This is a genomic window from Aquabacterium sp., from assembly GCF_034003525.1.
In the GTDB taxonomy this organism is placed as follows: domain Bacteria; phylum Pseudomonadota; class Gammaproteobacteria; order Burkholderiales; family Burkholderiaceae_C; genus Aquabacterium.
In genome coordinates this window covers 60,605-77,638 of sequence record NZ_JAVEYN010000015.1, presented here as the reverse complement: position 1 = coordinate 77,638, position 17,034 = coordinate 60,605, and the positions used below count along the sequence as shown (strand labels likewise).

The 17,034-nt window shown below is 62.8% G+C and carries 11 protein-coding genes; 7 read left to right on the top strand and 4 right to left on the bottom strand.

Annotation, left to right across the window (positions count from 1 at the left end; translation table 11 throughout):
• Positions 1–26: 26 nt before the first annotated feature.
• From RBT42_RS10460 to RBT42_RS10450, 3 genes are read right to left on the bottom strand one after another with little or no spacing between them, the layout of a single operon-like run.
• Positions 27–950: an ABC transporter permease gene (locus RBT42_RS10460; RefSeq protein ID WP_320364836.1), complete on the bottom strand. Its 924-nt coding sequence runs from the start codon at positions 948–950 to the stop codon at positions 27–29.
• A complete protein-coding gene (locus RBT42_RS10455; RefSeq protein WP_320364834.1) occupies positions 947–2,092 on the bottom strand; it encodes an ABC transporter permease in 1,146 nt (381 codons plus the stop codon). Before RBT42_RS10455 ends, RBT42_RS10460 begins: the two co-directional genes overlap by 4 nt.
• Positions 2,093–2,126: 34 nt before the next feature.
• Positions 2,127–3,248, bottom strand: coding sequence for a BMP family ABC transporter substrate-binding protein (locus RBT42_RS10450; RefSeq protein ID WP_413785883.1), 1,122 nt, complete (start codon positions 3,246–3,248; stop codon positions 2,127–2,129).
• Positions 3,249–3,636: 388 nt separating this feature from the next.
• Between RBT42_RS10450 and RBT42_RS10445 the strand changes: the two genes are divergently transcribed.
• The 7 genes from RBT42_RS10445 (at position 3,637) to RBT42_RS10415 (ending at position 16,012) form a co-directional block, all read left to right on the top strand.
• Positions 3,637–4,950, top strand: coding sequence for a pectin acetylesterase-family hydrolase (locus tag RBT42_RS10445; protein WP_320364832.1), 1,314 nt, complete (start codon positions 3,637–3,639; stop codon positions 4,948–4,950).
• Positions 4,951–5,183: 233 nt separating this feature from the next.
• Positions 5,184–7,004, top strand: a complete 1,821-nt coding sequence (locus tag RBT42_RS10440; protein ID WP_320364830.1) for an acyl-CoA dehydrogenase C-terminal domain-containing protein — start codon at positions 5,184–5,186, stop codon at positions 7,002–7,004.
• Between the two features lie 172 nt (positions 7,005–7,176).
• Positions 7,177–10,131, top strand: a complete 2,955-nt coding sequence (locus RBT42_RS10435; protein ID WP_320364828.1) for a type VI secretion system Vgr family protein — start codon at positions 7,177–7,179, stop codon at positions 10,129–10,131.
• A gap of 28 nt (positions 10,132–10,159) precedes the next feature.
• Positions 10,160–11,149, top strand: coding sequence for a hypothetical protein (locus tag RBT42_RS10430; RefSeq protein WP_320364827.1), 990 nt, complete (start codon positions 10,160–10,162; stop codon positions 11,147–11,149).
• Positions 11,146–14,133 carry a T6SS effector BTH_I2691 family protein gene (locus tag RBT42_RS10425; RefSeq protein ID WP_320364825.1) on the top strand — a complete coding sequence of 996 codons (2,988 nt, stop codon included), beginning with the start codon at positions 11,146–11,148 and terminating at the stop codon, positions 14,131–14,133. The genes RBT42_RS10430 and RBT42_RS10425 overlap by 4 nt, the downstream gene beginning before the upstream one ends.
• Positions 14,130–15,200, top strand: coding sequence for a DUF6708 domain-containing protein (locus RBT42_RS10420; RefSeq protein WP_320364823.1), 1,071 nt, complete (start codon positions 14,130–14,132; stop codon positions 15,198–15,200). Before RBT42_RS10425 ends, RBT42_RS10420 begins: the two co-directional genes overlap by 4 nt.
• A 245-nt stretch (positions 15,201–15,445) precedes the next feature.
• Complete coding sequence (locus tag RBT42_RS10415) at positions 15,446–16,012, top strand: DUF1569 domain-containing protein (protein ID WP_320364821.1); 567 nt, start codon at positions 15,446–15,448, stop codon at positions 16,010–16,012.
• Positions 16,013–16,036: 24 nt separating this feature from the next.
• On the opposite strand, the gene RBT42_RS10410 is transcribed toward RBT42_RS10415, so the two are convergent.
• On the bottom strand, positions 16,037–17,029 hold the full coding sequence (locus RBT42_RS10410) for an alpha/beta hydrolase (protein WP_320364820.1): 993 nt from the start codon (positions 17,027–17,029) through the stop codon (positions 16,037–16,039).
• Positions 17,030–17,034 lie beyond the last annotated feature (5 nt).

Here is a 17,034-nt window from a genome sequence, read left to right as displayed (position 1 = left end):
CGTTCACTCCTTCATCACGGCACGCCTCAGCGCGCCAACTTCAGCTCGGCCGGGGCACCCTTCAGGGCTTGCTTGGGCTTGCAACTCCACACCAGGATCAGCAGGGTCAGCGCATAAGGCATGGCATTGAACAGGTGATAGCCCGCGCTCACCCCCACCGACTGCAAAGCCGGACCGAGCGCGCCTGCCCCCCCAAAGAGCAGCGATGCCCACAAACATTGCATCGGCCGCCAGCGAGCAAAGATCACCAGCGCCACAGCAATGAGGCCCTGACCACTCGACAAGCCCTCGTTCCAGCTTCCCGGGTAGTACAAAGACAGCGATGCACCACCGATACCGGCGACAAAGCCACCGGCCATGGTGGCCACCACCCGCACGGTGTTCACCGAGTAGCCCAGAGCGCGCGCGGCATCGGTGCTGTCGCCGGCCATGCGAACAATCAGCCCCCAACGGGTGTGCGCCAGCATCCACGTCAAGGCCATGGCCAGCACCACCCCGATCGGGAACAACGCATTGATGCGCAAGGCTGTTTGCACCTGAGGAGAGTCACTCCACCAGCCCAGGGGAATCGATGGGATCTGACTGGCCTGAGGCTGGATCAGGTCCTTGCCCAGATAGAAGGCCAGCCCCACCCCCAGCAGCATCAAAGCGATCCCGGTGGCGATGTCATTGACCCGAGGCAGGGCGCACAGCCACCCATGCAGGGAGGCCAGCAAAGCCCCGGACAGTGCGGCCATGCCAACCCCCAACCATGCCGAGCCGGTCAGATAACTCCCACCAAAGCCCGCCATGGCAGACAAGACCAGCACTCCCTCCAGCCCCAGATTGACCCGCCCAGACTTCTCGGTCAGACACTCGCCCAAACTCACGAAGAGGAAGGGCGTTCCCACCCGGATGGCGCCCCCCAGAATGGCAAGCAACACATCGGTCCACAACATCACATCGCTCATGCCACCTCTCCCACGCTCACGGCCTGAGCCTTCTGGCGTGCCAGGCGTTGCCGGCTCGTTTCATGCGCCACCTGAGACGCGGCAATGCGCGCCCGCCGCTGTGCCAGCCACAACCCCAGCCGCCCACGCGCAGCTTCACACGCCAGAATCAACACAAAGGCAAAGCCCTGCAGCACCCACACCGAAGCGTCGGGCAGGTCCAGACGCCGCTGCAACAAACTGCCCGCAGAGCCGAAGCCCCCGAACAACACCGCAACGGGAATCACCGCCACTGGGTTATGGCGAGCCACAAAGGCGACCAGGATGCCGGTGTAGCCCAGCCCGGCAATCAGCGAGGCATTGGCCGCGCCGTGTACCGCCGCCACCTCAATGCCCCCCGCCAACCCGGCTGCCGCACCGCCCAATGCACAGGCGCACACCACCAGGCGCTGACTAGGCAAGCCCACCAGGCGGGCCGCCCGCGCGTTGCCACCGACCACACGGGTCGCAAAGCCGTGCGTCGTGCCATACAACCACAGACCTGCCAGGACGCACACCATCGCACCAATCACCAACCCCCAGTGCACCTCCTGCCCCGGGATCAGCCCTAACAGCCAGGTGTCATGCAAAGGCTGGGTTGAGGGCTTGTTGAGGCTCTCCGGATCCCGCATCGGACCTTCGACCAGGTGCTTGAACACCCCAATCGCCAGGTAGCTCATCAACAAAGAGCTGATGGTCTCGTTCACGCCCCGGTACTGCTGCAACAGGCCAGCCAACGCAATCCAGGCGCCGCCTGCCACCGCCCCGGCCAAGAGGATCCATGCGGTTCCCAAGAGACCGTCCGGCGGGGCAAACAGATAAGGCAGGCCTGCAGCCGCCAAACCGCCCAGGACCAAGGCCCCTTCACCACCGATGATGGTCATTCCCGCCTGCATGGGAATGGCCACGCACAACGCGGTGAGCATCAGCGGCGCGGCCCGCTGCAGGGTGTTCTGCCACGAGAAGGCATCGCCAAATGCGCCCTGGAACAGCAGCACCCAGGTTTCGACCGGATCGGTGCCCCCCAACCAAACGAAACCGCCAAACAGCAGCACCGCTCCAACCAGGGCAAGCATCGGCAACACCAGACCATCGAAGATGGCCACCCAACGAACAGGGGTCATGACCCGACCTCCATCAAGCTCTTCCTGGTTTGCATCAGGCTTTGCCGATGACGCCTTCGACCAGATAATTCATCTGCTCCAGCACCACATCGTCCTGACGGATCACCTGACCCTTGCCCACCACCAACTTGCCAGTGTTGTCACGGATCTCACCCTTGAAGATGTCAAACTGATCCTTCAACATCGCGGCCTTGATCGCATCGGCCTGTTTGCGCGCCCCTTCCGGCACCATCGCGCCGTAGGGAGATGTCTTGACGTAGCCCTCCTTCAACCCCCCACGCAGGAAGTTGGGATGCGGCTTGCCTGTGCGCGCGGCTTCCACCATTTGCCGATACGGCGTCACCCAGTTCCACTCAGCTCCTGTCAGGTAGGCGTTGGGCGCCAACTTGGCCTGACTGGCGTGGTAGCCGCACACAAACTTGCCTCGACGGGCAGCGGTCTCCACGATCACCTTCGGGCCATCGACGTGCATGGTGAACACGTCCACCCCTTGATCTGCCAAGCTGTTGGTCGCCTCGGCCTCCTTCACCGGCATCGACCAATCCCCTGTGAACACCACCGAACAGGTGATGGCCGGGTTGACGGAGCGCGCACCCAAAGTGAACGCGTTGATATTGCGCATCACCTGAGGAATCGGCTTGGCCGCGATGAAACCCACCTTCTTCGACTTCGTCATGTGCCCAGCGATCACCCCGTTGAGGTACTGGCACTCGTCGATGTAGCCGAAATAGCTGCCCACACTCCCGGGGTGTTTGGCCGCATCCCACAGCCCGCCGCAATGCGCAATGCGAATGCTGGGATTCTTGCGTGCCACCTCCAGCACATGTGGGTTGAAGTAGCCAAACGAAGTGGGGAACAGAAGGGTGGCGCCATCTTGAGAAATCATCCCTTGCATGCTCTTTTGAGCCGCCTGGGTCTCTGGCACGTTCTCCTCGCCAACCATCTTGATGCCAGGCAGCTTGCGGATGGCCTGTGCCGCCTCATAGTGAGCCTGGTTGTAGCCGAAGTCATCCTTGGGCCCCACATACACCATGCCGATGGTCAAAGACTTTTGGGCCAACACCAAGTTCGACCACCCGCCCAATGCCAGGCCAGCGCTCGCGCTGCCCACACCCTTCATCCATTGACGACGATTCCATTGCTCCATTGACGACATTTGCTGCTCCTTGCTTGCACCAGTTGCACACCATCACCCGATCGCACCAAGCATCTGAAAGTCGGTCGACCTGTGATGTACAGGCTTGTATACAAGCAACCACCGTGCCTGACTGTTTCACCGCCGTCGGTCCTCATTGGCGACCATCCCGTGCCTCAACACGGGGCTGCCTGCCCCGATGCGGTGCGGCATGCGCACGTCGTGCGCACCACATCGCCCCAATCGGCGCAAGCCGGTGCTGGCGCGCAACATTCCCAGGGATCACCTGAGAGGTGTTGCCCTGATCGCGACATTCGTCACGAATTCCTAGACTGCGCCATCTCCCAGAGCCAGGACGCATGCACGTCCGCCGGGAACCACTCGCCCAGACACATTGGAGAGACACACCATGCGCACCTTCGCCGTCAAAGCCCAGATCCTGGCCCTGGCCAGCCTCCTGCCCATGGCCGCTTCGGCCGGGTACTTCCAATGGGAAGCCGTCGAGCTGCCCGCCAGCAGCGGCGCGGCGTGCGGCGACGGTTCGCCCTACCGCTTCTTCGTCAACAAGACGCCCTTCAGCACCAAGACCGTGGTGGTGTTCGAAGGAGGCGGCGCCTGCTGGGATCAGAACGCCTGCGCCGGCAAGGGCGAAGGTCCGCTGGGTCTGTCCATCCTGTCGGCCTCCAACCCCAACGGGATCCCGGCCGACTACATGACCAATGTGTTCAACATCCTCAACGGCGGCCTCTCCGGCCTGGCCCTGGGCGGCTTGATCACCCCGTTCTCGATGCGCCTGCACCCGCTGCAGTCCGTGCAGACCCAGAGCTGGAACATCGTCTACGCCCCCTACTGCACGGGCGACGTGCACACCGGCAACAAGGTCACCGCCTACACCGATGCCGACCCCAGCAAGCCCCGCGTGCAATACCACCGCGGCAGCATCAACGGCTACGCCATGGCGCAATGGCTGGGCAAGAACTTCAAGCAACCCGCCCAACTGCTGGTGACTGGCTTCTCGGCCGGCGGCGCGGGCTCCACCGCCAACTACGGCTGGCTGCGCCTGGCCATGAACCCGAAGAAGTCAGCCCTGCTGGCCGACTCGGGCCCACTGTTCAACGTGAACCGCACCGACAGCCCTGAGGTGTCACCCTCGGTTCACCTCCACAACAAGATCCGCAACGTGTGGGGCTTGGACGGCAGCGACGGCCTGGTCACCAAGCTGCTGACCCTGTACCCCTATGCGGGCACGGCTGAGAACCTCGGCTCACTGAGCACTGGCTTGGCAAAGATCTTCCCGCAAGACCGCTTCAACTTCAGCACCTTCCAGCGCGACGGCATCTACTCGGCCTTCTCATACACCTCTTTCTACCCGGAATTGGCAGCCGCCCCATCCGGCGTGACGCGTGACACCCTGTTGAACCAGAAATGGGTGCCGGAAGTGCAAAAATGGGTGAACACCATGAAGCCCTACCCCAATGTCGGCTACTACGTGCCCTATCAGCGTGACCTGCTGAAGTCACACACCCTGACCACCCTCACCTTCTCGGGCACCGCCGTCAAGGAAGCCAATCACGCCAGCCTCAAGGTGGTGGTGGACAACCTGATCGATGGCAAGGGCACCCCCATCCGCGCCTACGAAACCCAGAAGAACGAGCAAAACACCAAGACGCCCGGCACGTTGGACTCGCTGCTGCAGCCCATTTACAAGCTGCTGGGCCTCTGACGACTCACCCCATGCAGTGGCGCCTGGTCGCCGACGCCCTGCCAGCCCCGTCCCCGGACGGGGCTTTTCTTTTGCAGCCCCCCCCGATCGCCCCACCCAATCGAGGGGGAAGCCCCGTTCAGAGCGGCGCCAACACCCCACAGGCCGACAGCCCTGCGGTATAAACACGGCAATTCGAACGATCGTTTGAAAAGGTCGTTCGAAACTCACAGACCCATATACCGAGGTGACCCATGCCGCAATACAAGGCCCCTTTGCGCGACGTGCGCTTCCTGCTCAACGAGGTGTTCGACTACCCGGCGCACTACGCCAAGCTGCCGAGCGCCGAAGACGCCACGCCTGACATGGTGGACGCCATCCTGGAAGGCTGCGCCACCTTTTGTGAAGAAGTGCTGGCCCCGTTGAACCTGTCGGGCGACCAGGAAGGCTGCACCATCGCCGACGGCGAGGTCACCACCCCCAAAGGCTTCAAGGAAGCCTACGCCGAGTACGTGGCCGGCGGCTGGCAAGGCCTGTCCCACCCCAAGGAATACGGCGGCCAGGAGCTGCCCATGTCCTTGAACATGCTCAAGGCCGAGATGATGGGCACGGCCAACTGGTCCTTCACCATGTACCCCGGCCTCAGCCTGGGCTGCATGAACACCGTCTTCCAGTTCGGCAGCACCGAGCAGAAGAACACCTACATGCCCAAGCTGGTGAGCGGCGAGTGGACCGGCACCATGTGCCTGACCGAACCCCAGTGTGGCACCGACCTGGGCCAGGTCAAGACCAAGGCCGAGCCCGCTGGCGACGGCACCTACAAGATCACCGGCACCAAGATCTTCATCTCCGCCGGTGAACACGACCTGGCAGAGAACATCGTCCACATCGTGCTGGCCCGCCTGCCCGACGCCCCCAAGGGCACCCGTGGCATCTCGCTGTTCATCGTGCCCAAGTTCTTGATCAACGCCGATGGCTCGCTGGGCGCGCGCAACACCGTCAAGGCCGGCGCGCTGGAGCACAAGATGGGCATCCGTGCCTCGGCCACCTGCGTGATGAACTTCGACGAGGCCGTCGGCTACATGATCGCCGAGCCCAACAAGGGCTTGGAGGCGATGTTCACGTTCATGAACACCGCCCGCATCGGCACCGCCGTGCAGGGCCTGGCCCACGCCGAGCTGTCGTACCAAGGCTCACTACCCTACGCCAAAGAGCGCCGCTCCATGCGCGCCCTCTCGGGCAAGAAAGACGCCGACCACGTGGCCGACGCCCTGATCTGGCACGCCGACGTGCGCCGCATGCTGCTGACCCAGCGCGCGGTGGCCGAAGGTGCCCGCGCCATGATCTACCACGCCGCCAAGCTGGCCGACAACATGGTGGCCGCCGTCTCCACCGGCGACCAGGCACAGTACGAAGAGTTCGACGACCGCCTGGGCTTCTACACCCCCATCCTCAAAGGCTTCATCACCGAGATGGGCCTGGAGTGCGCCAACCTGGGCATGCAGGTGTTCGGCGGCCACGGCTACATCAAGGAGCACGGCATGGAGCAGATCGCCCGCGACGCGCGCATCTCCACGCTGTACGAGGGCACGACCGGCATCCAGGCCCTGGACCTGCTGGGCCGCAAGGTGCTGCTGCAAACCCGTGGCAAGTGCATCTTCAACTTCACCAACGAGATGATCGCCCAGGCCAAGCCGCACCTGCTCTCGGGCGGCCCGATCGGCCAGATGGCCCGCGCCTGCTTCAAGCGCGCCATGCAGTGGAAGGCCCTGACGCTGCGCATCATGCTGCGTGCCAACAAGGACCGCGACATCGTCAGCGCCGCCTGCTACGACTTCCTGATGTACTCGGGCTTCGTGATGATGGGCCACTTCTGGCTCAAGCAGGCTCTGGTGGCGCAGGACAAGCTGGCCCGCGGCGGCAAGGATTCGAAGGATTTCTACACCGCCAAGCTGCAGACCGCCGAGTTCTACTTCGAGCGCCTGCTGCCCCGCGCCGATGGCCACAAGAAGTCCATGCTGTCGCCTACACGCAGCATCATGCAGATGGACCAGGAACACTTCAGCTTCATCTGATCGCTGCCTGACAGGCGCACACAGCGCTCACAACTGCTTGCAACTTGGCGGCATCGCCGGCACCCCTGTTGGAGGGGACCGCCGCGATGCCGCTGTTCTTTTGCGATAACGTCCCGGGTTCTGCGGCCGTGCGACATGACACGGCCGATCAACACAAACTTGGGATGGACACATGACGGATCTTGCCGGCATTCAGTCTGCTGTGGCCGGCTCTGGCCATAGCCTGATCGCCAGCGTGCTGGACGCGCTCGGTGCGCAGGGCCTGAACCAGCACACCCGCCTGCTGCGACTGCACACGCCGCTCGGACCGGACGTGCTGATGGCCGAACGGGCCACGGTCACCGAGACCCTCAGCCCCGGCCGCGCCTGCCTGCCGGCGGGAGCCGCGCCTCACAACGCGCCCGGCCTGCTCACCGGCTTTGGCATCGAACTGCTGGCCGTGAGCACACGCTCGAACCTGCACGCCCCCGACCTGCTGGGCCAGCCCGTCTTGCTGGAGCTGCTCACCGCCCACAGCACCACCGAACTGCGCCCCTTCCACGGCCACGTCACCCGCTTTGAGCTGATGGGCGCCGACGGTGGCCTGGCGCGCTACCGCCTGCACATCGAACCCTGGACCGCCTTCCTCGCGCAGCGCACCGACGCCTGGGTGTTCCAGGACCAGAGCGCGCTCGACATCACCGAAGCCATCTTCGCCGACTACCAAAGCCAGGGCCGGCTGATGCCGCAATGGCGCATTGACGTGGCCGACCGCGAGGCCTTCGCCAAGCGCTCGCTGTGCACCCAGTTCAACGAAACCGACCTTGCCTTCTTGCAGCGCCTGTGGGCCGAAGAAGGCCTGTTCACCTGGCTCGAACACCAGGGCGACGCGCAGGACTTGCGCACCCTGGGTGCCCACACCCTGGTGATTGCCGACCACAACGACGCCTTCCGGCCCAACGCGCAGCCCCGCATCCGCTTCACCCAGGCGGGCGCCGTGCTCAAGGAAGACAGCATCACCCGCTGGCACGGCCACCGCCAGGTGACGAGCAGCAGCGTACAGACCGCCAGCTGGGACTACCGCGCCGTGACCAGCCACAGCGCCAGCGTGGACGCCGATGATGCGCACGCGCAGCCCATGCCCCTGGTGCACCACGACCAGCCCGGCGCCTACGCCTACGAAACCCCGGCCCAGGCCGAACGCCGCGCCCTGATCCAGCAGCAAAGCCTGCAGGCCGAACGCAAGCGCTTTGAAGGTGCCGCCACCGTGCGCACCCTGCAGCCGGGCACCACCTTCACCCTGCTCGACCACCCCGAGCACGGCAGCGGCACGTCAGCAGGCCACGATGACGATGCCCGCTTCGTGGTGCTGGGCGTGGTGCACCGCGCCCGCAACAACCTCAGCGCCGATGTGCAAGCCGGCCTGCAACACCTGCTGGGCAGCGTGGTGCGCCCCGGCCAGCAAGCCACCACCGCCAACGCCAGCGACGAGCCGCTGTACGAAGCGCGCCTGAGCGCCCAGCGCGTGAGCGTGCCGGTGCGCCCGCGCCTGCACGATGCGCAAGGCCGCCTGGTTCACCCTCGCCCCACTGCATGGGGCACACAAACCGCCCTGGTGGTGGGCCTGGACGCGCCCATCCACACCGACCGCGATGCCCGCATCAAGCTGCAGTTTCACTGGCAGCGCGGCGCCCAGGCCAGCCACCGTCTGAGCGCACCCATGGATGACAACGCCCCCGCGTCCGACGCATCGGGCACCTGGGTGCGTGTGGCCCAATCCTCCTGGGCGGGCGCCAACTGGGGCGGGGTCTTCATCCCGCGCCTGGGGCAAGAGGTGCTGGTGGAGTTTGTGGACGGCGACATCGACCGCCCCGTCATCGTCGGCGCCACCTACAACGGCGAGGGCCAGCCCGATGCCCAGGGCAACCGCGTCAACGCCGGTGCGGCGGGCGCCACCGGCAATGCGCCCGCCTGGTTCCCCGGCAGCGCACGGCAAGGCGCCCATGAAGGCCATGCCCACACCGCCACGCTCAGCGGCTTCAAGAGCCAGAGACTGGATGCCTCGCAAGCAGGCGGTGGCGGGTACAACCAACTGGTGTTGGACGACACACCGGGCCAGGGTCGCGCCCTGCTGCACACCACGCAGAGCCAGACCTGGCTGCAGATCGGGCACCTGCTGCAACAGCATGACAACCAGCGCCTGGCCCACCGAGGGCATGGGCTGGAACTGCACACGCAGGCGCAAGGGGCGCTGCGCGCCGCGCAAGGCCTACACGTGAGCACCCATGCCCGTGCGGGCGGCACCAGCACGGCCCAAGGCCAGCCCTTGAACAGCCGCGAAGCGCAAAGCCAACTGGGCCAGCACGCCGAGCTGATGACCGCCCTGCACGCCAACGCGCAGACCCATCTGGCCAAGCTGCCGGGCGAGACCGCAGCGGACAAGTTGCCAGCGCACACGGCCTTGCAAGCCACGCTGCAAAGCCTGCGGGGCACGGAGCAGTCCGGTGGCATGTCAGCCCAGGCCGAAGATGGTGCATCGCCAGACGCGGCACGTGGCATGGACGGTGGGCACGGCCAGATTCCCGCCACCGAACGGCCCGACCTGCTGATGAGCGCGGCCGGTGACATCGCTGCCCTCACGCCGGCACACACGGTGCTGAGCACCGGCCAGCACACCACCTTCACCGCCGGGCAAGACACCAACTTGCTCGCGCAACGCCACCAGGCCTGGGCCGTGAAAGACGGCATCAGCCTGTTCACGCGGGGCGAGGCCAAAGACAAGCAACGTGCCGTGCAGGAGGTGGGGCTGAAGATGCATGCCGCCAGCGGCAATGTGCGCACCGAAGCGCAGAGCGATGCCTTCACGCTGACGGCGCAAAAGGCCATTGACCTGCAGAGCACGGCGGCAGACATCGTCATCACGGCGCCCGAGCGCATCGTGCTCAATGGGGGCGGTGGCTACGTGAAGCTCGAATGCGGGAACATCGAGATCGGCACGAGCGGCAAGGCCAGCTTCAAGGCTGCGATGAAGGAGTTGACGGGGGGGGGCAGTGCCTCAGACCGTGTGGAGTTGAAGAAGGCTGGCAAGCTGGCAGAGTGCCCAACCAAGACAGTCGATGCGGCCATGGGGGGCAGCAGTGCAATCTAGGGCGATGCAGTCATCGCCGAAGACCCCGTTGGACAACCCGATCTGCGACGAGGCAGAACTTGCCAAAAGCTGCAAAGTTGGAGTTCCAACCTTCATCTTGGTGGACCCGATAGCCGGCGAACCCATTACTGTGGATAGGGCGCCCACTGTAAGCTCGCTCGCGGAAGTCACCGCTGCTCGTACCCTAGCTTGGGGCAGAGAGGTGCAAGCTGTCGAATTGCATGCCAGTATCGATCTGCCACCCGCACTCTTTCCTTACTTAGTGTCGTTGTCAGGACCCGATGATGCGTGGCTGGCCGAAACCCTGGACATTGCCCATGCAGACAGGATGGAGGCCCAGTCACAGGGCATTTCTGGCATGGGGAGATCTGCGCACCGCATCGGTGCATGGATTCACTCCAGTGCCCGACCAGATGCAATTACTTCGGCCATCAGTGAGCTCTTGAGATTGCGCTGCGAGTGCAATAGCCAACTTCGCTACCAGCGATTGGCGGACAGCCGCGTAATGCTATGGGCCGCGCATATAGCTGGCAAGACTGCAGTGAGTGCCGCAATGGGCCCAATTCAACGCTGGAGCTGCTTGAGTGCGTCGGGGCGGTTAATCGAAATTCAACGCTGCCACGAAACTGCGATTGCGTTGCGATGGAAACCAGCGCAATTGCGCCAATTCATGAACGGAGAGCTTGTGCACGCTGCAGTGGCCCGCTACCTGGGTGAGTTGACTTTGCGCGGATTGGACGCTCCCCAATTGGAAAGTACCTTGCTAAGCCGAGTTGATGCTGCTTTGCTACGAGCCCAAGAAATGGCGGCCACTCTGCACCTCAAAGTGATTAGGCCGGAGGACCTCACGGCGCTTGCAGCACTGTTGTTGCTCCACGCTGAGCAGGCCGTTGAGTTGATATGCCGCGAAGCATTGTCGGAATCAAACACTAAAGACTCTGGGCTCACTGGCACGAACGTTTCGCTGCATGAACTGGCGGCACATCTGAACGAACAATTGTTTGAGAACCTCCCATGACCGTCGCAACCAGCACTGACCAACCCTGCAAGGCCTGTAATCGAAGCAGCCTTTCTTTGTTGCTCTTGCGTCCAGGCGCGATCGCCAAGGACCCAAGGTTGGCACCCATTGGCGCCAACGCGGTTCGCGCAGGCGATGAGATCCAAGGCCTAGTGCCCGGCCGTCAACCCACCGAAAGCCGCTATGTGCTACGACTGCTGCGAGAAGGCTACGTGCACGTATACATCCCTAAGCCGCCTACGGGCGTGCAACCTTGGCAGGTGTATCGAGTGACGCCAACAGGCGATCTGATCGCTCAGGACAACCCTGTTTTCGTCATGAACCCACAGCCCCCAACTTGTTCGCGTCAAGGGCACAACTCGGGAGGTATGAAGCTACTGCCGATTCCAGAAGCGCACGCCATCAAAAGCGTATGGATCGCATTCAGTGCCAATCTCTGGAGCGACTCGCTGCGCGCCATCAACGCGGCCAACCCCAGCGCAATGCAAGAGGTGCAACTCAAAGCGCCAGACCCTAACAGCTTTGCTCCTACACCGCAGGCCCTTCGTGCCAAGGTGCTAGAGTGCGTGCTGCGGAGCTATCGGCATCAAGGTGTAGCCCGAAACGCTGAAGCTGCGCCGCTGGACTACCCTTTCAATGCGCTGTCCATATCGGCCGAGGAATTGGCCAACCAGTTACAAAAGGCCGCAGCCTGCCACGCAGATACCACAGGCAAAGAACTAGCCGTTGTGCTGCGCGACCCCGCCGGCTTGGCCACGGAATTCAACACCATTCGAATGTGGCGTCACACCCTGGCTGAATCGGCTTTGGCAGCCCCTGATCTGGAGCAGCCTCGCAAAGTCAACCAAGCCATCGCGACCCTGGAGCAGAGCCTGATCGCACACGCGGAGGAAAGTGGGCTACCGCAAATCGTGCCTCTGCAAACGCGTAGCGCTTACGAACGAAGCAGCTATCCGCCGGGCACGGAGTGGCAGGCCCTGACCGAACAAGAGCGGGGGGCTGGCAAGGAGTTGATGGACAAAGCCAACCTGCTCACCAAAGCATTCTTCTGGCTGGCGAGAACTGATCGCCTGATGGATGCCGACATCGGCCGGGTGCTGCGTCCCGGTTATCAGACCCAGTTAGACGCCTGGGCCACGCGAGAAGGACGAAAACAGTGGGACAAGTTCCTTGAGTTCTACGACGAAGAACAACGCCGACAGTGGCAGTTGGATCTAGAAAAAAAGCATCAAGCAGAACACCTGACCCCGCTACAGCGCTGCGAGCAAGACTGGGATGCAGCGCTCAACGACCCCATGCTGCTGAACTACTTTGCCCGGCACTTCGACCAGAACGAAGGCAACCAGGCTGCCAAGGTGGCGCGTACCGGCTGTTGTGCAGGTGCCGTGTATGTAGCCGAAGTCACTCGCTCATTCACCCCCGAACCCAAAACTGCCGCCGCTCTTCAGACCTTTGAGAAACAACTGGACGCTGACGTGAGCACACCTCACGCACTATTGCTACGCGCCATGTTCGCCAACCAAGCCTCTTTGTGGGAAACGTTGGAAAACGATAAGCCAGACAAGGTGGTGGATTTTTTCAAGGGACTGATTGGCGAGATTACTTCCACGGTCACCAAGGGCGGCACAATACCACTGGCCCCACCGCTTGCTAGGCGACTAGGGTGGTTGACGCAAGCAACCATGGGGTTCTCTGTAACCTTGATGGGCACCATCGCTGCCGTAGCCACTCAAGCCGTTCACGACACGTGGCGCCGTCACGCACAAGCCAATGCTCGTCAAACACTTCAGGTCGGTCCCAAGGTGCTGCAGCGCCTGACTCGGGCCGAGGCCATGACCTGGGTGCATAGAATCTGCGAATATGCGCTACAAGCGCCTGCTGGGGTCGCTCCCAAGTTGCCAGTGCTGATCCACGCCAACGTCAGTGTCGACACCTACGTCCAGATCAAGCGCGCGCGAGGCGAAATGCTCAGCATGCGCGAGATTCGGGGCTTGAGGGGCAAAGGACAGCTAACACTGGCCATCATGACCGACACCGAGACATTGCGTGAGTTGCGCATGTCCAGCGGCAATGCTGCACGCGAGCTGTCGCAACTGTCAGGCAGTACAGTACATATCAATCAAAGCGCTCTTTCACTGAAAGCCGCTGCGGCACAAGGCGGCGTGCTGGCCTTACCGTTGGCGCGCTTTGTGCCTCTGTACGACAAGCAAATCAATGAAGCGGCCAAGGCCCCGAGCGCGCTACGAACCCTTGGCCGTCAGGCTCAGCTCACCATGCTGAGCATGGACGGCCGGTTAGCCGTAGGCACGATGGCCGTACAAGGTTTGGGCGCTTGGAGGGGACTGTGTCAATACCTGAGTACAGTCGATCCCAAAAAGCAGTTTGACGCTATCCTCAGCATTTCCGACGGTATGGCTGGCCTCATCGGCGGAGCAGCCGACTTAGGGGCCAAATTCATGGAAGTACGATTGGGCCCTGCGGCTGCCAATAACAAATGGCTGTCTGCACCCCGGCTAGTTGGGGCAGTGATGGGATTGGCCGGAAACACCCTCAGTGCGTGGATGTGCCTGCGGGAGGCAGACCGATTTAGGGCACAAGGGCATGAGCGATTAGCCCGAGGGATGACTAACGCAACGCTGCTCTTCGCAGCGGGTGGTGTGCCACTGTTGGTACAAATGGCTTATCAAACCCAGATCCTTATTAGAGGGGTGGAGCGTGCTGCCGGAGGCATCCTTGCACGTGCGGTGGCAGCCCGTATTGGCACGGCAGCAGTTGGTTTGACCGTCCCAGGTTTAGGGTGGGCCTTGACATTGGTGGCAGTTGGGCAAACTGTTTACATTGTGATGGAAACCCCCACTCCGATGCAAACTTGGCTTAAGTACAGCTACTTTGGCAAGCCGGACCGAGATGAGAAAAAAAGAGCGAGCTGGGCTGAAGAAGATAAGGCCTGGAAGCAATTGGTCGTTGGAGATGACGCAGCTTGAGCACCAAGACTTTGAATTTAATCAAACATGGCGATTACATCGCATCAGGACTGGAGTCAGTCGGCCCTGAAGAGCCTGCCGAGGTCCAGGGCAAAGACGCACTCAGCGGGGTTGCGAGACGATTCACACCCCGCGCGCCTTGCAGTGATGACCCTACGGCGCTCAACACCATAAGGGCCGTTTACCCGAATGCCATAGAGCTGATGGGGGCGACTAGTACCACGCAGCTTCGTGGCATCATGATTTTGGTAGCCCTTGGGTTATTGGGGTTTTGCGCCTTCATCTTTCCCTTTGGCATACAGATTTTTTGGGAAGCTATTCAGATCCTTGATGGCCAAGCGTTGTTCACCATGCTCAGCGTGGTAATCGCAGCATGGGTCGCCTGGCGCTTTGGCCTTGCTCCCATCCCGGGCCTGCTGCGCGCCGACCTTTTCGCCCCCGACAATCAGCCATTGATCTTTGACCGCAAGCACCAGCGTGTGTACCGTCTGTTCGATCCAAACCAAGACCAAGCCAAAGACCGTTGGTGGACGCGCAAACCATTGCTGTTACAGGGCGTGGAATATCACTGGAGCTGCATCACCGCCGAGCACCGGGTGCAGATCATCACTCGCGGCAACTCCGTCACTCGCGTTCACGGCCTCGTGCTCGTGGCGCGTGATTTCCCCAAAAAGAATGAACCCCAAGGCCGCCTGCTCGACGAGTTTCCGGTGACCAGCAGTATGTTGCTTGGCGAAACCACCGTGCCACGCCTGTGGGAACACCTTCGCCGCTACATGGAAGACAATGGACCTGCCTTGCCAGAAGGCGAAGTACTACAAAACGATGAGCGGCCCAAAACCCTGTGGCAAAGCCTCGGCGTGGTCAGCCCCTTCGGCCCACAGTTCCTGCGCTGGTGGCGCGACAGCCGATTAATGACCATTTTCGTATTCATCGGCCTGCCCATCACCTTGCCCGTATTCACACTGTGGGGCATGGGAAACTGGCTCAGCCATCAAACCATGAGGCCCACGATTTGGCCTAAAGAAGTGCATGAGCGTATCGGGCAACCCCTTCAAGCTGCATAAGCCCCAAGTACGAGCCCATGTGGGCTAGGCCAGCACATTACCTGTCAGCTAGAGCGTGAATTTACACAGTCGATCCTAGGCTTCCTGCAAGTTTCGGCGACGCCCACCAGCATAACAAAATGCAAGCTCATCAAAACTGAGGTTGAAGCTTTCGCTTTAGTGACCTAACCTGCGCAGAGGCCGATGGATCAGAACAAGATGACGGACCGTGGAATCAACCCACCCCAACAAGCACTCGTATGCATATGGCACCGCTCCCTCTGCCACGCCGACGCTTTCTGGCCATAGTCGTTGCGCCGCCCGTAGCCCTCTGCTCCCTCGGCACGGCAGGCTGCCAGTCAGCCACACGCCTGCGCGATGTGCGCTTCGCCACCCTGTCCGAAGCCCAACACGAACTGGACCGCCTGGCCTCTTTGGCTGATCGCACACAAACCGCCACCTGGACCTGGCCCGCCACCCTCACCCACTGCACTCAAAGCATCCGCTTTGCCTTGACCGGGTATCCACAGGCCAAGTCCGAACTCTTTCAACGCACGGTGGGCAGTGCGGCATTTCAAGTGTTCGCCTGGCGCGGTCAGATGAGCCACGACCTCAGCGAGCCGATACCCGGCGCGCCGACTCTGAACCCTCAGGCTGACCCGCACGCCGCTCTGGCCGCACTACATCAGGCCATTGACGACTTCCATCGCCACACGGGCCCCTTGCAGCCCCACTTCGCCTACGGCCGGCTGAGCAAGGTCGAGTACGAGCTCGCGCACGCCATGCACCTGGCCAATCATTTCGCGGCCTTCGACATCAAGCCCCTGGGCTGAAGTCCGCCGAAGGGCGGCGTCTGCTCAACGCCGCCAGCAACGCTGCAAAAATTCCGCCTGGCGTGCCAAAGCTTGATCCGCGCTCGGCATCAGCCCGGCATGAGCCTGGAACACATGCCAGCGCTTCAGGTAGATCTCCAGCTCACTGTGTGAGCCAGCGCGCGTGGCCGCCTCGTTGTACCAGGTCGCGTTGTCGAACAGCACCTCGTCCTCACCCACCTGCAACAGGGCGGGCGGCAAGCCACGCAAGTCCTGCTGCAGGGGGTCAGCCCATCGGTGCTCGTGCGGCACGCGCAGGGCCCGCTCCACGTCCTGGCCCCAGGCCTGGCGGATCATCGGGTCGCGTGGTTCACGCTCGTACGCCGTGGTGTTGGGCAAGGGTTGCAGGCTGAAGGCCGGCGACATCATCACCATGGCCGCAGGCAGGGGCAGGCCTGCCTCGCGCAAGGCCACGGTCACCATCAAGGTCAGATGCCCGCCCGCCGAGTCACCAGCAATCGCGATGCGATCCGCAGGGTAGCCGTCGGCCAGCAGTTGCCGGTAGACAGTGACACCGTCTTCGATCTGCGCGGGAAACGGGTGCTCGGGCGCCAGGCGGTAATGCGGCACCAGCACCTCGGCCCCGGTCAGGGCGGACAGGCGCCGCGTGATGCTGCGGTGCGTGCGCGGGCTGCCCGCCACGAAGGCGCCACCGTGCATGTACAAGATGGCGTGCGGCGCGCGCACGGCCGAGCGGGGCACGATGCGCTCCACGGGGATGTGCGCAATCCGATCCGCCTTGACCTGGGCGCGTCCATCTTGCGGCATCAGGCTGGAGCCGATGGCCAAGGCCGCACGCTGCACGGCAAAGGGCCAGGGCGGCCCCAGAAAGGGCCTGAGGCTCACCCGCAGCGCACCGCGCATCAGTGCGGCCACAGCGGCCTCACGCGCACCTTGCGGCGGCGCATATTGGCGCACCACACCAGCTGAGCGAAGGAGTTCGTCCTGAGAGGAGGCAGCAAGGGTTGCCGTGGTCATGGGGG